This is a genomic window from Kribbella capetownensis, assembly GCF_004331485.1.
GTDB classification, from domain to species: domain Bacteria; phylum Actinomycetota; class Actinomycetes; order Propionibacteriales; family Kribbellaceae; genus Kribbella; species Kribbella capetownensis.
The window spans coordinates 18,673-39,748 of sequence record NZ_SJKD01000017.1; the positions used below are offsets into that span (position 1 = coordinate 18,673).

The 21,076-nt window shown below is 65.5% G+C and carries 21 protein-coding genes and 1 pseudogene; 11 read left to right on the plus strand and 11 right to left on the minus strand.

The features are described 5' to 3' along the window. Positions 1-2: 2 nt before the first annotated feature. The 3 genes from E0H75_RS45190 to E0H75_RS41440 form a co-directional block, all read right to left on the minus strand. The gene (locus E0H75_RS45190; protein ID WP_131519221.1) at positions 3-479 is read right to left on the minus strand and encodes a helix-turn-helix domain-containing protein; all 477 of its coding nucleotides are present in this window, start codon (positions 477-479) and stop codon (positions 3-5) included. A 238-nt stretch (positions 480-717) separates the two neighbouring features. Then, on the minus strand, positions 718-1,140 hold the full coding sequence (locus E0H75_RS41435; RefSeq protein ID WP_131519222.1) for a hypothetical protein: 423 nt from the start codon (positions 1,138-1,140) through the stop codon (positions 718-720). 741 nt (positions 1,141-1,881) lie between these two features. After that, positions 1,882-2,199, minus strand: coding sequence for a MerR family transcriptional regulator (locus E0H75_RS41440; RefSeq protein WP_131519223.1), 318 nt, complete (start codon positions 2,197-2,199; stop codon positions 1,882-1,884). A 957-nt stretch (positions 2,200-3,156) separates the two neighbouring features. On the opposite strand from E0H75_RS41440, the gene E0H75_RS41445 reads away from it, so the two are divergent. Next, the gene (locus E0H75_RS41445; RefSeq protein WP_131519224.1) at positions 3,157-3,429 is read left to right on the plus strand and encodes a hypothetical protein; all 273 of its coding nucleotides are present in this window, start codon (positions 3,157-3,159) and stop codon (positions 3,427-3,429) included. Positions 3,430-3,865: 436 nt separating this feature from the next. Here E0H75_RS41445 and E0H75_RS41455 read toward each other — a convergent pair whose 3' ends face one another. Continuing rightward, the gene (locus E0H75_RS41455; protein WP_131519226.1) at positions 3,866-4,285 is read right to left on the minus strand and encodes a hypothetical protein; all 420 of its coding nucleotides are present in this window, start codon (positions 4,283-4,285) and stop codon (positions 3,866-3,868) included. Positions 4,286-5,017: 732 nt separating this feature from the next. On the opposite strand from E0H75_RS41455, the gene E0H75_RS41460 reads away from it, so the two are divergent. Beyond that, a complete protein-coding gene (locus E0H75_RS41460; protein WP_131519227.1) occupies positions 5,018-5,731 on the plus strand; it encodes a hypothetical protein in 714 nt (237 codons plus the stop codon). A 211-nt stretch (positions 5,732-5,942) separates the two neighbouring features. Here E0H75_RS41460 and E0H75_RS41465 read toward each other — a convergent pair whose 3' ends face one another. Next, the gene (locus E0H75_RS41465; RefSeq protein ID WP_202873442.1) at positions 5,943-6,647 is read right to left on the minus strand and encodes a DUF4386 family protein; all 705 of its coding nucleotides are present in this window, start codon (positions 6,645-6,647) and stop codon (positions 5,943-5,945) included. 184 nt (positions 6,648-6,831) lie between these two features. Here E0H75_RS41465 and E0H75_RS41470 point away from each other — a divergent pair, with 184 nt between their 5' ends. Together E0H75_RS41470 and E0H75_RS41475 are read left to right on the plus strand one after the other, a co-directional pair. Then, a complete protein-coding gene (locus tag E0H75_RS41470) occupies positions 6,832-7,257 on the plus strand; it encodes a hypothetical protein (protein WP_202873443.1) in 426 nt (141 codons plus the stop codon). A 208-nt stretch (positions 7,258-7,465) separates the two neighbouring features. Then, on the plus strand, positions 7,466-7,813 hold the full coding sequence (locus E0H75_RS41475; protein ID WP_131519229.1) for a hypothetical protein: 348 nt from the start codon (positions 7,466-7,468) through the stop codon (positions 7,811-7,813). Here E0H75_RS41475 and E0H75_RS41480 read toward each other — a convergent pair. Then, positions 7,803-9,050 carry an IS256 family transposase gene (locus E0H75_RS41480; RefSeq protein ID WP_131519230.1) on the minus strand — a complete coding sequence of 416 codons (1,248 nt, stop codon included), beginning with the start codon at positions 9,048-9,050 and terminating at the stop codon, positions 7,803-7,805. The genes E0H75_RS41475 and E0H75_RS41480 overlap by 11 nt on opposite strands. Before the next feature lie 1,217 nt (positions 9,051-10,267). Next, positions 10,268-11,602, minus strand: coding sequence for an alpha/beta hydrolase family protein (locus tag E0H75_RS41485; protein WP_131519231.1), 1,335 nt, complete (start codon positions 11,600-11,602; stop codon positions 10,268-10,270). 631 nt (positions 11,603-12,233) lie between these two features. Here E0H75_RS41485 and E0H75_RS41490 point away from each other — a divergent pair. Next, positions 12,234-12,959: an RHS repeat protein gene (locus E0H75_RS41490; RefSeq protein ID WP_131519232.1), complete on the plus strand. Its 726-nt coding sequence runs from the start codon at positions 12,234-12,236 to the stop codon at positions 12,957-12,959. 506 nt (positions 12,960-13,465) lie between these two features. Next, positions 13,466-13,600: a hypothetical protein gene (locus E0H75_RS44800; RefSeq protein WP_272948986.1), complete on the plus strand. Its 135-nt coding sequence runs from the start codon at positions 13,466-13,468 to the stop codon at positions 13,598-13,600. A 72-nt stretch (positions 13,601-13,672) separates the two neighbouring features. On the opposite strand, the gene E0H75_RS41495 is transcribed toward E0H75_RS44800, so the two are convergent. From E0H75_RS41495 to E0H75_RS41500, 3 genes are all read right to left on the minus strand, one after another. Then, entirely contained in the window at positions 13,673-14,611 is a 939-nt protein-coding gene (locus tag E0H75_RS41495) for an NAD-dependent epimerase/dehydratase family protein (RefSeq protein ID WP_165554446.1), read from the minus strand. Beyond that, positions 14,608-15,204 carry a hypothetical protein gene (locus E0H75_RS43420; protein ID WP_165554448.1) on the minus strand — a complete coding sequence of 199 codons (597 nt, stop codon included), beginning with the start codon at positions 15,202-15,204 and terminating at the stop codon, positions 14,608-14,610. Before E0H75_RS43420 ends, E0H75_RS41495 begins: the two co-directional genes overlap by 4 nt. A gap of 140 nt (positions 15,205-15,344) precedes the next feature. Then, entirely contained in the window at positions 15,345-15,770 is a 426-nt protein-coding gene (locus E0H75_RS41500) for a hypothetical protein (RefSeq protein ID WP_131519234.1), read from the minus strand. Between the two features lie 390 nt (positions 15,771-16,160). On the opposite strand from E0H75_RS41500, the gene E0H75_RS41505 reads away from it, so the two are divergent. From E0H75_RS41505 to E0H75_RS41525, 5 genes and pseudogenes are all read left to right on the plus strand, one after another. After that, entirely contained in the window at positions 16,161-16,505 is a 345-nt protein-coding gene (locus E0H75_RS41505) for a DUF4386 family protein (RefSeq protein WP_165554450.1), read from the plus strand. A gap of 52 nt (positions 16,506-16,557) precedes the next feature. Then, complete coding sequence (locus E0H75_RS41510; protein WP_131519236.1) at positions 16,558-17,334, plus strand: DUF4389 domain-containing protein; 777 nt, start codon at positions 16,558-16,560, stop codon at positions 17,332-17,334. A gap of 14 nt (positions 17,335-17,348) precedes the next feature. Next, positions 17,349-18,098 carry a DUF4386 domain-containing protein gene (locus tag E0H75_RS41515; RefSeq protein ID WP_131519237.1) on the plus strand — a complete coding sequence of 250 codons (750 nt, stop codon included), beginning with the start codon at positions 17,349-17,351 and terminating at the stop codon, positions 18,096-18,098. Between the two features lie 709 nt (positions 18,099-18,807). Then, positions 18,808-19,674 (plus strand): annotated as a pseudogene (locus tag E0H75_RS44485) (DUF899 family protein). A 64-nt stretch (positions 19,675-19,738) separates the two neighbouring features. Then, positions 19,739-20,293: a dihydrofolate reductase family protein gene (locus tag E0H75_RS41525; protein WP_131519238.1), complete on the plus strand. Its 555-nt coding sequence runs from the start codon at positions 19,739-19,741 to the stop codon at positions 20,291-20,293. Positions 20,294-20,360: 67 nt separating this feature from the next. Here E0H75_RS41525 and E0H75_RS41530 read toward each other — a convergent pair whose 3' ends face one another. Further along, the gene (locus tag E0H75_RS41530) at positions 20,361-20,651 is read right to left on the minus strand and encodes a hypothetical protein (protein ID WP_131519239.1); all 291 of its coding nucleotides are present in this window, start codon (positions 20,649-20,651) and stop codon (positions 20,361-20,363) included. Positions 20,652-21,076 lie beyond the last annotated feature (425 nt).

Sequence of the window (21,076 nt, forward strand, 5' to 3'; positions counted from 1 at the left end):
CACTAGTACCGGCCACGTGTGTCACGGTCGCACGGGACTCGGTCGGACCTGGCTAACCGTAAAACGGTGGAGACGCTGCAATCCAGGACCCTCGCCGCGGACTTGGCGTTCAGCTGCCCGGCCCGTTCGTCGGGCGGGGGATGCGACTCGGCGTAGCTCTCAACGTCACGCCGGAACAGCGGAAACGTCGCGTTGGACGATGGGGGCAGTTCATCTGCCGCGATCAGATCGCGGACTGCGGCCGACGGTCGACCGAGGATCCTGGCTGCCTCACCGATCGAGATCGCTTCGCCGCGATCACGCAAGGCCTCGAGCGCTGGACGGTGATACCTCCGATACCCAGACCCACGCTGGATCAGGCCCCGGTGCGCCATCCGGTGAACGGTGCTCTCACCCACACCGAGAATCTCGGCCGCCTCCTTCGCCGAGACCCACTCGTCCTGATGCAGGTCATAGGCCCGGCGGTCGTCTGTGGTCAAGACGCCGGGAGGAGGGCGAGCAGGTGCGGGCCGTTGTTGCGGCGCACGTCATTGACGGCGGTGGACACGGCGTAGATCTCCAGACCTGTCGGTGGCGTCATCAGCCGGATCCATCGTACTGACCCCGGCTGCGGCGGTCGTTGTCCTCCTCGCCGCCGGCTGTGACGGCGGCGAGGAGGACAACTAGTGCAGCTCGGGGACTACCTGGTGTGGCGCAGGCCGAGGCCTGTGGTCTGGCTCAGAAGTGCCCGTTGTACCAGGGTTCGCAATCGACGTAGTAGCCGTATCGGCCGTTCTTGCCGAGGGAGACGCAGAACTCGGCCGAGATGTCTTCGTAGAGGTTGTGGCCTGCCGTGGCCGCGCTGGTGACGGCGCAATTTCCGTTGCCGCCGACATGCATCTGGTAGGAGAGTGCCGGACGGCTGCCGTACGCATCCTGCGTGACGATCACTTGGACCGCCCAGCCGTCTGCCTCGATGTCACAGATCTCGACATAGTCCCCGTCAACCGCGAACTTGACGATGCCGCCGGGATCGCCGTCATCGGTCTTCATCGAATAGTCGTATGTGACAGCCGAAGCCTGCGGTGGCGCGACGACGAAGAACGCCACGCACGTAACCACGGCCGCGGCGACCGCCCCGAGTCTCCGTGTCAGCATCATCAACTGCTCCTTTTCTCGTAATCTGATGGTTTGTTACCATCGATCTTAACAATTGGGCGGGGTCAAGGCGCGTGGATTTCCGGTTCCGGCTGGGCGCCGGGACTGGGGAGCAACACCCTTCGGTGGAGGCAGACATTGTCCGAGCCGACCACGAGCCGAGCAGCGGCCAGGAATGGACCGACGCTGAGGGTGTAGTAGTTGCGTGCCCCTCACCCGGGGCAACGCGGCAGTGGACGTGATGAGTCACCCTGGGCCGGGTCGAGGGCGCGATCCCGTCCAAGGCGCAGCCCGAGGGCGTCAGCCTGCCGGCACCGAATCGCTCGCCGTACGGCGACATGAGCTGAGTTATGGGCGCGTTCTGGTGCAATGGCCAGGGTCTGGCGGTGCGGGAAATGCGACGGGGCCAACGTTCCGGAGCATCACCGGTTCTGCCCGCACCGCGACCCCCGGCTCAAGATCCGACAGGTGAAAGTCATCGTGTGGCCGCCCTTCCGCCGATCACGAAACAGGAGCGGTGATGACTCCGGGCAGGCGACGCACTGAACCCACCGAGGTTCGGTTCGCATCTCGGCCGACCTTGTCGGACCCGTCGACATCGCTCTCGCGCGCCCGATCGATCAGATTCCCGGACCGCGTGCTCTGCCGGGTGGATCGCGCTATGAGGTGAAGTGGGACGGTTACCTTTACTGAACTCTGTCAAACCGGATCACGACTGGCTGCTGTCGGGGTTCTCTTCGGGTGTCAGTCTTGTTTGCGGAGTTGTTCGTTGATGCGGAGGGCTTCGGCGAGTTGGTCTTCCAAGATGATGATCCGGCAGGCGGCCTCGAGCGCGGTGCCCTGGTCGACGAGTTCGCGGGCGCGGGCGGCCAGGCGCAGTTGGTACCGGGAGTAGCGGCGGTGGCCGCCCTCCGAGCGTTGCGGGGTGATCAGCTTGGCCTCGTCCAGGCTGCGTAAGAAGCCGGGGGTGGTGCCGAGCATCTCGGCGGCCCGTCCCATGGTGAAGGCGGGGTAGTCCTCGTCGTCGAAGTTCGCTGTGCCGGTTGGCGGGGTTGAACTCATCGGTGTCTCCGTATGCAGGTCTGGGCTCATCGGGCCTCCATGCCGATGGGCCCCGGTGCCGTAGCACCGGGGCCCATAGGGGTTTTGGGATTGTCACCATCTACCGGCTGTTGGGCCGGCCTTGCATGTCCGCAGCAGACCGCTTGGAGGCGGACGCTGCTGGGATCGCTGAATGCGTAACCGAAGACCACCTTCTCTCTGATGGAACTACGGCACCCGCCCGGCGAAGTACTGGCACTGGCGGGCGATCCGACGGTGTGAATCCTCACCCTTCTCTCTCGAACAACACGTACGTGCTGCAACTGCAACTACAAGTACGGAACTGCGAACTGCCTACTGCCACTACGAAGTTGCTGACTTCAACTTCAACTGCGAACCGCTACTGCATCCGGTCTGCCTGGAGCCCTTCTCAACCACTGGCCCCTGGCGACCCGGATCCTGGCGTGAAACCCGCGCCCGTTCACTGATCGGCCCGGCGGAGTCCGCCGTCGTACCACTTCCACAACTTGGGACAGATCGGTAGCTGTCCACGTCAGCTTCGCTGTTCTCCTCTGTCAACACGAAGGACACTACACAACCCGACGCCGAATGTCTAATCCCGCCACCATAGATATTGGGTGTGTCTCGGGGCGGTCTCAGTTCCCCGCTGAGGAACCGCCGTACACCACGTCTACTGGACGCCACTCCGTTCAGCCGGTGAATGGCCTGCCAGCGGAGGGGGATGTGCGCGCCGAGGATGTCGAGGCTAGTGACTCGCTCGTTTGTCAGGAGCGGTTCCGGGTTGGCGCACCTGTGACAGCTCCATAACCGGTTCCCTCAACGTCACCGACGGCGTGCCCACCAACTCGGCCGTTGTACCCATCAAATCCGGCGCCTTGCCGCCCGCGCAGAGCAGTTGCGCCCTCCGCCTTCGTAACGTGCCCGGCCGCCGGCGCGATGAGAGTACGAGGAGGGGGCATGACACAGGCGAGACGCTGCGGCTACACGCGGATGGCTGCGCAGGCGATCAGCGGCGATCAAGTGGTCGTCGCTGGCCTGCTTGCGCTGCTCAAAGCGGTCACGACGGCGCCACCCGCCACCGGCCCGCAGGCGGTGCTGGATGACGATGCGCTGCTGGATCGGCTCGCAATCTGCGCAGCCGTCTCCGCACGGCGAGGTGGACCGGTGCTCCGTACGCGCTACCGACGACGGCTGACCGCCTCCGCGGCGCGCCTCTGCTTTCCCTTGTGACAGTGCACGGGCGACACTGTGGCCGTGGGCAAGTTGTCGCCCGATCTGACCGGGGCCCGGTTCAGCTGGACCTCATCGTCTCGGGTGGTCAGGGCGACGCCGACGTGGGAACAGTGCAGGGCTTGCAGCGCGAACTCGACCACTCCCTGAGCGGTCCCTCAAGATTTTCCGACTCGTACAGGGCCAGCGCCAGGTGCGCGAACTTGGCCGCTTCCCCGGCCGCGACGTGGTCGGTCTCTTCCCGGTCCGGCTCCTGGCCTGTCACCCCAGATGGCTTCTCGATGGCGTCAATCATGCCTTCGCCGTGGCCGGTTCGCGCGTGGCGACGCCAAGGGTGACCAGGCGCGGCCGGCTGGCCGCAGACGCGCAACGGCGACGCCTGCGACCCACCTGCCGCGGCGAACGCGGAGCTAAGTCGGAGTGTGCGGTGGCCGTTCTACCTCCAGAAGTTCTGCTGCACTCCGCAGAACGGCGGCGTCAGGTCGTTCTCGCATATCTGTACGCGGATGCGGTCGATTCCTCCGACCAGGTCCGGGTCGCCGATCGTGAAACCGATCGACATGTTGTCGTCAGCGGTTCGCAAGGTCCGGGTCTGGGTGTCGACCTTCGTGGTACCGGCGAAGGCGTCGAAGATCGCCGTCACCGAATAGTCGACGCCCTCTTCTTTGAAGACGGAGCCCGACAGCGTTGCGGTTCGGTTGAGCCAGGTGATGGTGCCGGTTGTCTGTGACCCCGTGCAGGACTCCCAGACGCAGGCCCAGAATTTGTTGTCGGTCGCGTTGGCGGGCACGGCATTGATGGTGGAGCCGAGGAGCAGGGCGACAGCGGAAGTCAGGGCAAAGGTCCTCTTGCGCACAGGCAGTCCTTCCAAGGGGGCGGAGTGCTCCCTTGGACACCTTGCCGGGAGCGGTTGAACGCTAACCCAGGACCGTGGCTGGCGGTAGCTGCCATCTCACCGTTCGCGGTCCGTGGACGGCAACGTGCGCATGCCATGCGCCCATCAGCGCCAAGGGCGAGGCGAGCACCGCATCGCGCGCCACGGGTGAGAGCTAGGGCCGTCGGCGATTACTCGAACTGGTGTTCTGGTCTGAAGGAATGGGGACGAATCGCCGGTATCCGCGGGAGCCGCCGCCGGATGGCCGGCGCCGGCATTGCTGGGTGATGCGGACGGCTCGTGAGCGGGGTCCGTGGCCTGGGTTGATCCTCGAGTGGCGCCGTACCTCGTCGGGGGAGTGGCAGGCGCGGTCGTGTACGTGCCTGACCTGCGCCGACCCGAATCTGTCGAGGGTGGTTCGCCGCCGCCAATCTGCGGCCGCTGGACCCGAAGGCATAGCCGGCTGGTCCACGCGACGCGCGTTGCCGATCACGGCGCGCTCAACGCATGGTGGACAAATGGAGACCGACGCCGCGATGGTCGAGCTGTACGGGTTGATACCCGAGCAGTTCATCGCCGCCCGGAACCAGCTGGCCAAGGCGGGCCCGCGATGCACCAGCAGACCGCGTCTGCCGTAGCGGCCTTGCGCAAGCCGACGGTGTCGCCTGGCTTGCCAATCAACTCGTCCGCGCCGATCCCGACGGCATCCATGCCTTGACCCAACTCGGCGAACAGTTGCGCGAGACCTATCTGTCGTCTGACAGCACCCGACGGCGCGAACTCACCCGGCAACGCCACGACCTGGTCCGCAGCCTGGTCCGGGTCGCGTGCGACCGGGCCGCCGGCGGCCGCCGCGTCACGCCCGCAACCACGGAACGACTCACCGAAACCCTCGACGCCGCTCTGGTCGACCCCGCGGCCGCGCAACTGCTCCGCTCCGGACAGCTGACGAGCGCCCTTCGGCGCGTCGGGTTCGGCGTGGTCGACGAGAACGGCGACCCGGTGGGGTTCGCCCCGATCGGGCCGCGCGTCGTACGCCGCGTCGCCCCGCCGCGCAAAAGCCCGACTTCGACGACCACGCGGCGCCTTCCTGCAAAGGCTGGCCACTCGCCGGTGGACCACACGCTGAAGCAGCGCCGAGCCGGCCAGCGGAAACGCCGCGACGAGGCGCAGGCGGACTACACACTGGCCGCGGCCGAGCACGAGCAGGCCGGTCATGTGCTCGACGCGCACCAGCATCGAATCGCCGACCTGGAAGCCGACCTTGTCCGGCTCAACGACCAACTTGAACAGACCCGTCAGACGCTGCGCGAAGCGCGCAAGCAAACCCGGCGCCTCGAACGCGCCTTCCACCAGGCGGCTCGCAACGCCGCCGCCGTCAGAAAGCGGTTCGACACCGAGGAGCAGCGTCTGACCGCAATGGAGTGATAACCCTGTGTACTGTCATGTCTCAGGACATCGGTGACGAATCTGTATCAGGACATCGGTGACGCTTTCCGGGGCGCTTGGTGGTGACACTCCTTCGGCCCGGCGTGCAAGGCATGTCCTTCCGGATCTGCCGATGAGCGGTCGTGTCACTTCGGCTCGCCCAGATGGACGCAATCTTTGTATCGGGGCTGCCGCGTGGCGGGAACGGTTCCTAGGCAGCGCCGACCTTCCTGGGCGTCAGAACCAGCCGTACCCCGGTCACCAGCAGCCACACGAGCCAGGCGGCGTAGCCGAGCAGCCCCACGAACACGATCGGCGACCCGTCAGCGATCGCGAGGTTGGCCACCCCGGCGGCGATCAGCAGGCCTCCCCCGGCCACGCCGAGCACACGCTGCCACGGCGCCGCCAGCCGACTCGCATGCGCCGCCAGCGCCGCGCCGATGAAGGTGGTGCCGAGCGCCGACATTGCCAGAGCGAATGCTCCTGCATGCAGCTGCCAGACCAGCTCGAACAGCGGGCTCGGCTCGGCGAGACCGCCGGCGGACAATACGACTCCGTTCCACAGAACGGCGTAGAGCGCGAGGACCGCCGCGAGAGTCGCGCCCGCGGCCACCGCGAGGCGCGACCAGTCGGCGCCCGCACCCCCGCGACGCCCGACCAGCCCGTGGAGACCGGTCACGAACACGAGCAGCAGCGGCAGGTTCAGCGCCTCTGAGCCGACCGCGATCGCGACCGCGGCCCGGTTCTCCGCGTGGAAGGCGAGCACCTTCTCGATCGGGTCGCCGTAGCCGGGCGCTCCGGCCCAGACCAGCACCGCATTCTGGATGACCAACGACGCTACCAATGCGATCGCCGCCGCGCCCACGACCCGCTCCCCGAACGCAGGGGTCGGGATCGGCAGCGGAACCTTGTTCACGGCCACAGCATGCGCTTGTGTAGCCGCAATCAACATAGGGATCACCCCGATCTACGCCCGGGCCTACCCTGCCGCTGCTGTGGCGCTACTAAACGCTGACTCGGGAAACGCACTCATCTGCCGCGATCCGCGCAGTCGTGCCGACGAGCTCGACCGTGCGGCGATCCCTGGCAGTATCGGCGCCGTGAGTGATGCTGCCCGTTTGCCAGTCCTGCTCGATGACATGGAACGACGCTTTCTACGGGCCGCCTTGCTGGACTGGGGCGGCCCCGCGCAGCCCACGGATGAACTCGCCGTCGCCATGGGCTTCACAAGCGCCGACAGCCTGTCGAGCGAGGCCTGGGCGCTTTGGAAGCGGATCGAAGCAGGCCAGACGATGACAGCAGAGGACTGGAGACGAGTCCTGCTATCAGTCGAGATCGCGTTTGCGAGCGATGTCGTCGGTTCCGGCCTTGACTGGCGGATCACGTCCGGCATCTCAGACGAGGAGTCCGTCGGCCTTCTCCGAGGGCTTCAGCGCAAGTTGCCCAGATGGCGCGGCAGCGTGCAGTTCACAGTGCAGGAGAGCGGCAGCGTCGATATTACGGACCCCGAACGCCCCGATCTCTAACGCACTGACATGCCGCTGAGCGAGCGCGTCCGGGTCGGGCCGAGCAGATGCCTTGGTTGGCCATGAGTGTCACCGATGTCTTGAGAGATCGAGTGTCACCCATGTCCTGACACAGAGCTGTCACCGATGTCCTGAGACATCACAGATGACCCTATGTACGGTCGCCTGCTGACTAGAACATAGGTTCGAATAATGCCATTTTGGAGGCATGGTGGGACGGTTCAACGTGCGCAGCGGTGCCGGGGACCAGGACTGGACGGTCTGGGACAACGCGGCCAACGGCAACCGCGGATCCGGGCTGACCGAGGAGGCCGCCCAGAAGCTGGCCGCGGATCTGGAGTTGCAGTACGACGTGTACGGGCCACGGCCAACCGGCCACGCCCGCCGCGTTGATCCACCGGTCGCCGTCGAGAAGGCCTCGCAGCAAGCGGGCTGGCTCGACGCGTGGATCTTCGAGCAAGGAACCTGGGTCGGCCGCGTCCGCGGACCAGGCGGCGGTCAAGTCCCTGGAAGTGGTGTAGTGCTGCGTGATCTTGGGTTGGGGTTTAGGCGGTGAGTGCTGGTAGGTCGTCGGTTTCGATCTCGGGTTGGGTGTTGTTGATTGTGGTTAGGCGGGAGCGGGCGAGGACGTCGAGTCCGAGGTAGCGGCGTCCTTCGGCCCATTCGTCGGTTTGTTCGGCCAGGACGGCGCCGACGAGGCGGACGATGGCGTCGCGGTTGGGGAAGATGCCGACCGCGTCGGTGCGGCGCCGGATCTCCTTGTTGAGGCGTTCGGCGGGGTTGTTGGACCAGATCTGGGTCCACACGTCTTTGGGGAACGCGGTGAAGGCGAGGACGTCTTCGCGGGCGGCGGCGAGGTGGTCGGCGACTGCGGGGAGCTTCTCGCCGACGTAGTCGAGGAGCCGGTCGAACTGCGCTGCCACGGCGTCGGCGTCGGGCTGGTCGTAGACCGAGTGCAGCATCGCTTTCACGGCTGGCCACATGCTCTTGGGGCAGATCGACATCAGGTTCGCTGCGTAGTGGGTGCGGCAGCGCTGCCAGCTGGCGCCGGGAAGATTGGCGGCAATTGCCTCGCGCAGGCCGGCGTGGGCGTCGCTGGTGATCAGCCGGACTCCGGCCAGGCCGCGAGCAACCAGATCGGCGAAGAACTCGTTCCAGGCTGACCCGGTTTCGCTGGTGGCAACGCGCAGGCCGAGGACCTCGCGGTGGCCGTCGCCGTTGACTCCGGTCGCGAGCAGGACCACGGCGTTGACCACGCGGCCACCTTCGCGGACCTTCATCGTCAACGCGTCCGCGGCCACGAACGTGACCGGACCAGCCGCGTCGAGCGGCCGGTGCCGGAAGTCCTCCACGATCGCGTCCAGGTCGGCCGCCATCCGGGAGACCTGGGACTTCGACAGCGAGTCGATGCCGAGGGTCTTGACCAGCTTGTCCATCCGCCGCGTCGACACGCCAGCGAGGTAGCAGTCGGCCACGACGGTGATCAGCGCTGACTCGGCGCGCTTGCGGCGCTCCAGCAACCACTCCGGGAAGTAGGTGCCCTTCCTCAGCTTCGGGACCGCGACATCGACCGTTCCGACGCGGGTGTCGAGATCGCGGTGCCGATAGCCGTTGCGCTGACTGGTTCGGCTCGGAGACGGGCGTCCCCACTCCGCACCCACGACGGCGTCGGCATCGGCCGACAGCAGCGCGTTGATGATCGTCTGCAGCAACGAACGCATCAGGTCCGGGGATGCCTCAGCCAGGGCTTCGCCAAGCAGGCCGGCAGGGTCGACAATGTGTGGTGCGGTCATCGTGATGGTCCTCGAGGATTCTGTGGAAGGTTGACTCGAAGGATCACGCGATGGCCGCGCCCTCGTCCACGACGAACTCGGCGACCGCGCTAAACCACTATCGGGGGCTCAACTGGCGGGCTCTGGCCGAGCGTCGCCTCGATGGGGGCGCCATGACGGGGGCTTCGTCATGGCAGACCGGGTGGTATGCCCAGTGGCAGTCCGGAGTTGTTGTGTATCCGGACCCAGGCTCCGGGTAGCCGGATCCTTCGTCCGGCCAGTCATACGCGGTTGCGGGGGAGCCGCGGATCCGCGGACCGGATCCTTCAGCATGGCCGGCGCATCGGCTGCGGTGAGAACGACGGCGCCCATCGCAAAGAAGCACATTGCGAGAGCTGAGTACCTGCGGTTCATGATTCCTCCCGAACGGGGTCCGGACTGATCCCGGACGTGCCCGCTGCGGAAACGGATCAAGGGCACAAGTGCCTGTCGAGGTGCTCGACGAGAGCCAGAGTCAGACTTCTCGAAGGACCAAAACAACCTCGTGCTCTCGCAGTCCCCTGGTTATGGGCGCCCGATCTATATGCAGGCGCTGGCCGCCAGGGTTCGTCGCGGCTATCCAAGACTGCCAAGCACGGTCGCATGATAGGAAGCCCTGATAAGGACCGCTCCCCGACCACTAACCGCGGCCGCGGGCCGGATCTCGCGCAAACTTCCTCACCAGTCCGGCGCTCTCATAGGTACCACGCAACAGCTGGTGGGCCTCGCTGTAGAAGCAATGACACAGCCGGGTCGCGGCTGCCCGCAGCTGCCGACAGGCCATTGTCATACAGGCCCGAGTCGCCAGGTCGTTCGCGAACAGGTCATCCCAAGCAAGGCGGGGAGCGGACTCCACAGCCGCGCCAAGCAGCTGCATCGCTAGGCCATCGGTCGGCAGTCCTCGCTGGTCTCGACGAACCGGATCGACGGTCCGAAGGGGATCTCGTGGTCGATGTGAGCGGTCGCCTCAGCCATCGATCTGCTTCCGGCCGCCATCTAGCTTCCAGCCATGTCAGGATGCCAGCGGAGGTCGGATCAGCAACCTCGCAGTAGACGGGATGGACGTCGGTGGTCGACCGTTGCGAACGGATTTGCTGACAGGGAGTTGGGAGGCTGAACGCGTGCGCGCCGGCGCATGGGTAGCACGCGCATCCGTAGACGAATGCCTGCACGCAGCGGTCTTTGACCGTGTCGCGTGTTCAGGGCATGAACTCGATCTCGGGGTAGCGGGGGGATGGCCTGGACAACAGGTGGTGGTCGTGGTGGCGCAGGTGAAGGTCGAAGAAGGCGCTCAGGTAGGCGCGTTCAACAGTGACGGCTCGGTCGGCGTCGATCGTGCCGATCCGGGAGGTCAAGCCGGCGACCACCTGGGGTGGGATCGGGAGTGCCTGTTCGAGCTGTTGTGCCAAGGGGGCCAGGTCGGTGAAGGTCTGGTGCTCGGAGCCGCTCAGAAGTAGGTGGCGGCGCCAGCCGCGCAGATGCGACCAGAACTTTGCCCAAGACGGGTCCTTGTCGCGTCCGTGGTGGGCGTTGCCCAACAACAGGAAGGGACGGTCAAGGCCGGTGATGGCGACCGCGCCGCTGATGCTGCCGTCCAGGTCGACGCCGGCCAGAATGCGGTGGTCGAGCGCCATCGTCTCTGCGGCGGTGTCGCCGCCGAGCGAATGGCCGAACATCCCGGTGTTCGACAGATCGAGAGAGCCTGGCAGGCCGTGGGGGAGCCGGCGGTGCTCGGCGTCTGGGTTTCCCCCCGCGTTCAAGATGGCGAGTTGGTTCAGTACGAACCGTGCGTCGTCTTGGCGGACTCGCAACGCGGCGGCGTAGTCGTGATCGGTTGGCTCGGTCGGCTGCCGGTTCAGCTCCAGCCGGCCGCTGGGGAACTCCACGACCTGGGCCTCGTGGGTGTGGTCGATGGACACGACCACGTAGCCTCGGCTGGCCAGATCCTCGACCAGAGCTGTGCCGAGTTCGCGGATCGCGGCGTAGCCCGGCGAGAACAGCACCACCGGATGGCCGTTCAGTCGCGGCTGGACGGGAGCGTCCTGGTAGCCATGGGTGACCGGGAAGTCGACGGTGTCCAACGGCGTTTGAAGGTCTTGGCCGGCCTGTTGCCGGTACAGTTCCGTCGCTGCCGGCGGGAGCCAGGGAGCGCGCCGAAGACCGCGGGTGTTCCGGGTCGGGTACCACAGGCTGATCATCAACTCGCGCTGAGCCCGGGGCGAGGTCCAGGGATCGCGACGTGACCTGTCGATCAGGTGCAGCGACGTCGTTCCGATCCGCCGCGGGCCGGTCGGGGCCGGCAATGTCAGCTGCAGCCGCCCTTGGCGATTGACGGCGCCAGTCGGCGTGGCCCTCAGCACGGTCTTCGCCGACGGATCGGCACCGGGACTGTGGCCACCCGCCGCGACCAGCCCCGCGGTAGCCAACTGGAGTCCCGCGGTCCCCGCCGCGACCAGCACCGTACGGCGCGTCAGGCGGCCCGTCGTTGCGCTTGTCCATGCCTTCGTCGACAGAGTCGAGCGTTGGGAGATCATCGTCTGAGACTGGCATCACGACAGCCGCGTCGACAGGCCCGGGACGCGATCTCAGGGCACGACCGGGGACATCCACAACAGGGTCTCAGGGTCGAACGTTCGAGCCGTCTCCCGGGGCCGTTCGACAGACAGTCATGTTTCCGCGTGAATGGTATTACCCAGTGCAATTCATTGGCTGTCTCCTGCGGCTTCAGCGACGCGCGCAGCGAACTCCGCCTTCAGCGCGGCGCATGAGCAGCCGATCCAGTCCTGGATCTTTTCGCGCAGACCTCGCCTTAGTCGACCACGTGCACGAGGCACTCCAGCCTGTCGGCGCCCTACGCGCAGATTGCCTCGATCCGGCGGCGGCGTTCATCAGCAGCATGCCGAACGCGAAGCCCTGCAGCTCAGCCGGGCAAGTGCCCTGCGGATTAAAGGGGCAATGATGCCGTAGCTAACAGCCTCTCCAGCCGTCAGAAGTTCGGGTTCGAATGGCTTCTGGCCTCGCCAGTCGACCCTCTATGACGCTATTTCGCACCACGTTTGATCCCACGGCGTCAGCCCTGCAGACGACATCGCACAAGCCGGCGAGCCACGCCGAACCCAGCCTCTCCTCGGTCCAAGCGGGCGCGGCCGGACCTGCGATGCTCCTTTGGCTACGCAGAAAACCCCGGGCGGGCACGTCACCACGATGGACTACGACACCGCAGGCGACTTGGTGTCGAAGACGAGTCCGATGGGCTTCGTCGAGCGGTTCGAGTACGACGCCGTGGGCCGGGTGGTGTCGAGTCGCGATCCGCGTGGGGAGGGCGGCACTCCGGAGGACTACACGACCCACTTCACTTACGATGCCGCAGGCAACGTTTTGACCACGACAGCGCCTGACGACAGCGTGACGACCAACGTCTATGACGAGGTTGGGAAGCTGTCGAGCACCACGGTCGAGAACTCCGCCGGGTCGGTGTTGTCGAAAGCCGGTTCCAAGTATGACGCGGCCGGCCGGACCGTCGAGACGTCCGATGCGGCCGGCGTGACGGCAACGACCAAGTACGACTCGCGCGGGAACCTCGCTGAGTCCACGGATGCGACCGGCGCGAAGACGACGTACACCTATGATTCGATGAACCGTACGGCGTCGATGACGACGCCGCGCGGCTACGAGACCGGTGCGGATCCGGCCGCGTTCACTTGGTCGTACACCTATGATGCCAACGGCAACCAGTTGACCAGCACCGACGGCGCGGGGCGGCAGACCAAGCAGACCTTCGACGTGCTCAACCGGGTCAGCACCGTGACGTTGCCGTCCGGGGCCGTGACGACCACGACCTGTTTGCAACGCGGTCGGATCACTCAGGGCGCCCGACTACATCGCTGTTGACTTTGGCGGCGTCGCTCCGATCTGGGGAGAAGTAGGCCTAGGGGTAGGAATCAACGTCACATCAGCCGCCACGGACAGATCTACGCCGGGCCGACCGTCGGAGGTGGGCTCTCCGGAGGATCACTGTCTGTGCGTGGCGGTTACCTCAACCAAGGCCAAGCGCCGACCCCGGCGGAGTGCGACAGCTTCTTGCAAGGGCCGGCGTTGAACGCGAACGGATATGTCCCGACTCCGCTAGGGGTCGGACTGGCTAGTGGGTACACCTGGGCCGAGACCGGTGGGCTTGCTCCCCATGCGTTCGCGAGCGAGATTGGGATTGCAACCGGAAAAGGTCATAATCTCTCGATCAACCAGGGATACTTGTTCAAGACCCCATTTCACCTGACGGGCTGGTGATGATGTCAACTGTCGCTTGGGCGGTCGTCCTCATGGCGAGTGGCCTCGTTGTGACCGCGACGTCTCTGCTGCTTCGACGCGACCGCTATGTCGATCCTATGGTTGATGGAGTGCGGAAGCTGAGCTTCTACAAAGATGAAGACCCGGCGATGGTAGCCGCGCAGTACAAAGCTGTACTCACCCTGGGCGCTGTGTTTGGCGGGCTGATCGTGGCCCTCGGAGTGCTTGGCCTCGCCCAGGGCTGAGTCGACTCCTGATCTGGACGAGTTGGCGGATAGAGCTGTCGGCAATCATCGGATGCGCCATGACGGTCCTCGTCAGCCTCGGTAGGTCGTGAGGGTGTCGATCAGGGCTTGGTCGATCGGTGTGGCGTGGACACCGAGCTTGTTGGCGATCTTGGTGCTGTCGACGACGAATGGTTCCTCGAACAGGTATTGCATTTCGGTGAGTTCCCGGACCGCTGGATTGAACAGACCAAGAGCGCGGAGGACCAGCGATGGCATGGCGCGGAGCTTCGTGTGGGGCTGTCCCGCGTGCTGGTAGATGAGGTCGACCAGTTGTCGCGTGCTGCGAGTGTCCGGGTCGTTGGGGAGGTGCCAGACCTGTCCGGGGGCATCGGGGTGTTCGCCGAGTACGGCGAGTCCTTCGCCGATGTCGGGGATGTAGGTGTAGGTGTGTGGCTGGTCCGGATCTCCGAGCACGCTGGCGGTTTTGCCGGCCAGGGCGGCGGGGAAGACGCGGTCGCCGAGATTGGATTGCGCGCCGCCGCGGGGTCCGAAGTAGTCCGACGCCCGGCCGATCGCGACCTCCACGCGGCCGGCGATGTGGGCGGCAAGGAGTTCGCGTGCCATGCGTCCGCGGAGTTGGCCCTTCTTGGTGTGGGCGTCGTAGGTGTGGTTCTCGGTGAACGTGTGGCCCGCAGGACGCCCGTACATGTAGACGTTCTCCACGCTGACCAGCCGTGCACCGGACGCTTCGGCAGCGGTGAGTACACCGGCCTGCAGCGCAGGAAATTGCGCCGTCCACTCGGTGTAAGGCGGGTTGAGTGTCTGATAGACGACGCGGGCGCCCTTGGCGACGGTAGTGGTGAAGTCTGGGTCGCGGGCGTCGCCGCCGATGACCTCGACCTCGTCGGGAACGCGTGCGTGTCCGGAACGGTTGACGAGGCGGGCGGTCTCGCCGCGGCGGCGGAGCGCGTTGAACAATGCGAGGCCGATTGCGCCGGTGCCGAAGATGACGTGCCGCGGGGCGGTCATGCCTTGGTCTCGATTCGGGTCTGCGTTGACGTCGGGCCGGCCTCGGCGCGGTACGGCAGCAGGTAATGGAGCAGCAGACCGGACAGGGCGGAGAAAGTCACCGCTCCGTAGGCACCGAAGATCGTGAACTGGTTTTCGACGCTGATCCCGCCAAGGGTGGTGACGGTCCAGCCGAGCGCCCACAGGATGGGCATCGCGGCGGCCCATGCCCACCGCAGGTGGGTTCGAGCCGGCAGCGCCACGGCCTGCGTCGGCCCGAGAACGACACCGGTGAGAGCGCCCATCAGCGCCAGGTCGCCCAACGAGGTGCCGTACCCGACAGTGACGGCGCCAAGGAGTAGCCCCACCCCCATGCCGATGGTGGTGGCCGGAATCCACCAGCGCGGGTCCAGCCGTCGGCGGCTGACCAGCGACTGTCCGATGCCGAGAACGAGCCCCGTCGCCAAGCCGCCGAGCAACGCAGCGAGGGCGTCGTCGACGCGACCGACGATCAGGTCGCCGGCAATTCCAGCGATGGGGAAGGCGACGAAGCCTGCGGTCCAGAGCAACCAGGTACGAAGGAAGACAGGTTGCGATGGTGCTGAGTGGGTCATGGTGTTCAACTCCTGAGCTCGGCAATGGCCGGCTGGGTTGTGGTGCTTGTGCGCGCTGCGAGGAGGACCAGGACGTGGCTGGTGTTCCTCGCGTAGGGATCTCTCGGCGCGGGAGGGTCGCAGTACGGCGACTCGACTTGTTAGGCAGTGGCCGCTGGAGCGGTGAGCCCGACCCGGTCGGCGCGCACCTCCCACAGTCGTGCGGCGACCGACTCGTCGTAGCTGCGTTCGGAGGATCTCGTGGACTTGCCTTCGGTGAAGTAGCGAGCCGTCATTCGATCAAGGTTGGGTGCTGAGGCAGCTCCCAGATTGGTCGCCACTCGCAGCGCGGCGTCCCCACGACGAGCCAACGCCGTCGGCAGCAACAAGATCGGAACCGCCAGTACGGCGTACGTCCAGGCGACCGCGAACCAGGTCCACACCAGGCTCGCCCCACCGGCCGCGAACTCAGGCAGCACCACGTCCGCCGGCTCCCACAGAATGTCAGGCCAGTCGAGCGTCATTGACAACACCGTCGCCGCGGTCATGAACGCCGCTGTGGAAGCGATGAACAAGCTTCCGGTCACCACAGCGGTTCTACGCCAGGACGCAGCCGGCGAAGGTGCCGCGCTGGATCGCTCTGTTGCCTTACTGCTGTGATGTTGACTACCTATTGTGCCCATGCGGACAGCCCCCGGCACGGCAGGAAACTGTGGCAACCCCCGACGGGTCACTAAGCGCAAGATCTGACCGCGCTGCCCCCAGCGTGCGCCTGTCCGGGCGCCCTGTCTATGACCAGTAGGCGGTAGACGGTCTGGTCGCCGGACTAGGCGACGGAGATCAACGTTGACACGGATTGTTCTCGCGAGGATGGTGGGCAGCACGGGGCGTGTGCGGGTGGGGGGTGTCGGGCGTGTCCGTCGTTGACGGATATGGGGGCCGGGGTCTTGCGCTGCCTGCAGGGGGAGCTGAGCCGCGTGCCGAACGTGAGCACTTTGAGACGTACTGCGATTGTCGCGGGCCTGTTCTACTTGGCCACCGAAGTCACCTCGATCCCGGCGCTGCTGCTGCACCAACCCGTGCTGCGTAACGGTAACTACATCGCCGGTGCGAATGCCGACAACAGTGTGCTGCTCGGAGGATTTTTCGAGCTCCTGCTTGTGGTCGCTTGCATCGGCAGCGCCGTCACCCTCTATCCCGTGGTCAAGAGGCAGAGCCACAGCATCGCGCTCAGGCTCATCGCCGCAGGCTTCAACGTGTCAACGATCACAGCGATCAGTTCTCCCGAGGTGAAAGGACGCACACCGCTACCTCTGGGTTGAGAAAGATGGCCCAGGCTTCATTCATTGAGCAAACCCTCTGGAGATGGTTCTGATGACGACATCTGTGGCGTACCCGGTGCACGTGAACGCCGCGCGGGATGCGAAATCGTCCAGGTGGCTCTGGCTGGTCAAATGGATCCTCGTGATCCCGCACTACCTCGTACTGCTGTTCCTGTGGATCGGCTTCATGGTCAGTTCGGTCGTGGCGTTCTTCGCGATCCTCTTCACCGGGCGCTACCCGCGCGCCATCTTCAACTACAACGTCGGCGTACTACGCTGGTCCTGGCGGGTGACGTACTACGCCTACGGAGCACTCGGCACTGACCAGTATCCGCCGTTCACACTGGCCGAGGTCGAGGACTATCCCGCGCACCTGTCGGTCGACTACCCCGAGCACCTGTCCCGAGGCCTCGTGCTGGTGAAGTGGTGGCTGCTCGCGATCCCGCACTACATCATCGTCGGCGTTTTCGTCGGCGGTGGAGCGTGGGCCGCAAACCGATCCGACAACTGGCAGTGGAACGTCGCAGGCAGTGGTGGCCTGGTCGGAATCCTGGTGATCATCGCTGCGGTGATCCTCGCGTTCACCGGCGTCTACCCCCGGCCGCTGTACGACCTGATCCTGGGCATGAATCGCTGGGCTCTGCGGGTCGCGGGCTATGCGGCCCTGATGACCGATGCGTATCCTCCGTTCCGCCTCGACCAAGGCGGCAGCGATCCCGTTCTCACCGTCCCTCCACTGTCGGGTGGCGCACCGGGGCCGGTCGACACGACGACGCAAGCCACACCCACCGGACCCGCCGTCGCAGCATCGCCAGAGCCGGAGGGGTAGGGGGCGGGGGTCAGATGGACACTGGCACAGATCGCCGGAGCATCAGCACGGCGTACGCAAGGAAGATTGCTACCCTGACGGGTTGGCTGATGGTGGTCACCTTCGTCGCCTCGATCCCGGCGTACTTCATCCTGTACGCCCCGGTTCGGGATCACCCCGACTACATCACCGGAACCGGCGCCGACCCCACCGCGAGCGTGGCTCTGGGCGCCGTCCTCGAGCTAATCGTCATCATCGCCAATATCGGCACCGCCGTAGTGCCGTACGTGGTCTTCAAGCGCTATAGCGAAAGCCTCGCACTCGGCTACGTCGCAGCGCGCCTCGTCGAGGCAACATTCATCGCCATCGGTATCGTCAGCCTTCTGACGTTCCTGTTGATGCGGCAGGAAGGCACGGCTGGCACCGACGCCGCTCTCGGCCAGGCTTTCGTCGCGATCTACGATCGAGCGTTCCTGATCGGGCCAGGCTTCTGTGCCGGCATCGCGAACGGAATTGTCCTCGGCTACCTGATGTATCGGTCCGGTTTGGTGCCACGACCCATGGCGCTGCTGGGGCTCGTCGGAGGCCCGCTGGTCGCCGCCTCGGGAATCGCCGTCATGTTCGACGTCATCGAGCGTGGAGGCGCGGTCCAGGGCATTGCGACGATTCCAGAGTTCTTCTGGGAGTTGTCGTTCGGTATCTACCTCATCGTCAAGGGATTCAAGCCGTCTCCGATTCTGGCTGGGGTCGATGGCGAACCCGTCCCACCCGGCGCGGGCTCGTAGTTGGTCAGGCTTGATCTTGAACCTGAAGAACTCGCTGGCTGGCCAGCGCTGCGCCTGCGCGGTGGGCGAGCACCGCATCGCCCGCCATGGTGACAGCTAGGGCCGTCGGCGATTACTCGAACTGGTGTTCTAGTCTGAGGGGAAGGGGGCGAATCGTCGCTGTGATGTCTCTGGACATGGGTGACGGTTCTGCATCAGGACATCGGTAACAGTTGATGTGTCAGGACTTTGGTGACGCTTCCGGGCGTCTTGTGGCGCGGACCGCGGGGTTCAAGTTCGGACGTCCTGGTCGGCGAGAGCCCGTCATTGCAACTCTTGCCTGTTCCCGTCTCCTGGACACACGGTGAAGGTCGCGACGGCTGAGCTGGACACGGCTCGGAGTTCGGCGTCGCCTGTCGCCGTCAGGGCTCCGACGAGGGCATTGAGCCCCAGCGCATCGCCTCTGGAGACCAGGCACGACGACTGTCGCGTCCGAGCCGATCTAGTACCTCGTCAAGCAACGTTGGGTAGGTAATCGGGCTACTGGATCACCCGGTGTCAGCGTCTGTTGGCACAGGACCATCGGGGACCGAAGGATTCGTGAGGAAATCTAGCCGAAGGTGTCTGATTGGCGGCGGGCTCTTCGTCGTAGGTGTGAACCGACCGCCCACAAGGGGTGGCCAGATCGGGCAGGGATCTGCAGCAAGATCCCCAGCAGGAGAGGCGCCCAATGACAGCGAAAATCGTCAACCCGGTTACACCGCCGATTGTCGACCGGGAAACCTGGCTCCAAGAGCGCGAGGCACTGTTGGAGCGCGAGAAGGCGCACACCCGTGAGGGTGACGCGATCGCGGCCGCGCGTCGCCGGTTGCCGATCACCGAGGTCGGACCGGTCTCCCTCGAGGGGGCCGGCGGGCCTACGCCGTTCATCGATCTGTTTGACGGCCGCGACCAGTTGGTCGTGTACAAGCACATGTTCTATCCGGGCGAGCCGATCGAGAAGCAATGCGAGGGTTGCACCCTGTTCACCTGGGGCTTCCACGACGCCTCCTACCTCAACGCCCGTGGCATCAGCTTCGCCTTCTTCGGCGAAGGGCCCTACGACGAACTCGCCCGGTTTCGTGAATTCATGGGCCACAACCAGCCCTGGTATTCCAACTAAAGGGTCGGTGATCCCGCCATATCGGCCGGTGGCGGCGGACATATCTCCTGTTACCTCCGCCGGGGTGACCGGGCATTTCTGACCTGGGAAACCACCGACCGTGGCGTCGAGGCGATCTCCTCGTCCTTGCAACTGATCGACCGGACCGTCTATGGACGTCAAGAAGCCTGGGAGGACTCACCCGAGGGCTGGCCGCAAGGGCCCAACGGCGCCTTCTGGCGCACCGATGATCACGGCAACCTGACCGGCTGGAGCCAGGGCGGGCGACCGAATCGGCCGACCAACTGCCCAGTGGTCCCGACCCGGCGCGACACCGGTCGGACCGCCCCAGGAACCGACAGGTCACCGCCCTGGCTGCTGCGGTGGACAGACCTCGTAACCGACAACCAGCAGCCCCACAGATCGTTCCGGGTCGCCCTGCCGGCCACCCTGTAGCCAGTAGGGGGTCGATGATCAACAGTCGCCCCGCACCCCGACACAAACTTAAGGAGAGCTTCCTATGCGCCCGCTCATTCTTCGCCACGGTCTGTCCCTCGACGGTTACGGCTCGCCGCCGGCTGGTGTGCCAGAGGACTTCTTTCTCGAGTACGAGGACGAGGAGTTTGTCGCTCACATGGCCGAGGTTCTCGGCAGTGCTGGCGTGCACGCGATGGGATCCCAGGCGTATCGGGACATGGCCGGCCACTGGCCCTTCCAGGACGGCCCCGAAGCCGAGGCGATGAACCGGATCCCGAAGGTCGTCTTCTCCCGGAGACCGATCGACACCCCATGGGCGACGACCACGGTCTGCTCCGGCGATCTCGTCACAGAGGTCCAGGCTCTGAAGGCGCAAGACGGCGGTCCGATCCTCGCCCACGGCGGCGTGCGGTTCGCGCAGTCGCTCGTGCGGGCCGACCTGGTCGACGAATACCACCTCTTGGTCAATCCGGTCGCACACGGTGGCGGTGGGCCGTTGTTCACCGAGTTCACGAGGCTGACGTTGGTCGATGTGAAGTCATTCCCAAGAGGCAACCTCGCCCTGACCTACACCCGTCCGAACCCGCCCGTAGCCTGAGCGGTATCACGCAATCAGCCGACACAGCGCACAATGCGCCGAAACCGAATCCGATTCACCGAACCGGTCAACCCGAAAGGGTTACAACCCCGACATTCCTTGGTGAGGCAATAGCAGCGCATTGCCCTGCTGGGCGCTGAGCGCCACCGGTGGTTGCGGCGTCGGCGGCTACGAAGTCGAGGTGTGCCGCGAAGGTGAAGTTCCGCTCGCGCCCGCTCAGGTGCATGTCGTCGACGTCGATGACGTCGCGGAAGCGAGGCTTGAGGAGCAACCGGTAACCGTTGTCACGCGCGTACTCGTCGAGCACACGGTCCACTTTCGATTCGCCGTCGGTGAGGATCTTCCGTAGTCCCGGCACGCTCTGCACGATAGCTGGCGCGGCCGTCGCCTGCGGGCTCCAGCGCCGCACCCGGCCATCGGGCCGGGTCCTGGCACGGATCGCGAGACGGACACGAGAGGACCAGCAGGTTCATTGGTGGTCGGCACCGCTCAACACAGCCAGGAGTGTCACCACCAAGCACCCTGATGTGTCACCGATGTCCTGACACAGAACTGTCACCGATGTCCTGCGACATGACAGGACGAATCGTCGCTACCCGCGGGAGTCGCCGCCAAAGGTCGTTGCCGCAATGACCTCTGGCCTCTCCGTGCGGAGGACTGCGCCTCTGTGGGCCGCAGGTGGCTCCTGTCCACCCCGGTTCCACGGCCGCGCCGGTCGCGGCGACGCCGATAGGGGATCTTGCGTAAGGTACAACACGTCCTGATGGCCCTTACCGCGTCCCC

Excerpts from the sequence above, each read along its gene's own strand:
- E0H75_RS41525 (WP_131519238.1), top strand. The coding sequence starts at position 19,739 with ATGCGCCCGCTCATTCTTCGCCACGGTCTGTCCCTCGACGGTTACGGC.
- E0H75_RS41480 (WP_131519230.1), bottom strand. The coding sequence starts at position 9,050 with ATGACCGCACCACACATTGTCGACCCTGCCGGCCTGCTTGGCGAAGCC.
- E0H75_RS41495 (WP_165554446.1), bottom strand. The coding sequence starts at position 14,611 with ATGACCGCCCCGCGGCACGTCATCTTCGGCACCGGCGCAATCGGCCTC.
- E0H75_RS41435 (WP_131519222.1), bottom strand. The coding sequence starts at position 1,140 with ATGATGCTGACACGGAGACTCGGGGCGGTCGCCGCGGCCGTGGTTACG.
- E0H75_RS41510 (WP_131519236.1), top strand. The coding sequence starts at position 16,558 with ATGACGACATCTGTGGCGTACCCGGTGCACGTGAACGCCGCGCGGGAT.
- E0H75_RS41445 (WP_131519224.1), top strand. The coding sequence starts at position 3,157 with ATGACACAGGCGAGACGCTGCGGCTACACGCGGATGGCTGCGCAGGCG.
- E0H75_RS41485 (WP_131519231.1), bottom strand. The coding sequence starts at position 11,602 with ATGATCTCCCAACGCTCGACTCTGTCGACGAAGGCATGGACAAGCGCA.
- E0H75_RS43420 (WP_165554448.1), bottom strand. The coding sequence starts at position 15,204 with ATGACCCACTCAGCACCATCGCAACCTGTCTTCCTTCGTACCTGGTTG.
- E0H75_RS41440 (WP_131519223.1), bottom strand. The coding sequence starts at position 2,199 with ATGAGTTCAACCCCGCCAACCGGCACAGCGAACTTCGACGACGAGGAC.
- E0H75_RS41515 (WP_131519237.1), top strand. The coding sequence starts at position 17,349 with ATGGACACTGGCACAGATCGCCGGAGCATCAGCACGGCGTACGCAAGG.
- E0H75_RS41475 (WP_131519229.1), top strand. The coding sequence starts at position 7,466 with ATGGTGGGACGGTTCAACGTGCGCAGCGGTGCCGGGGACCAGGACTGG.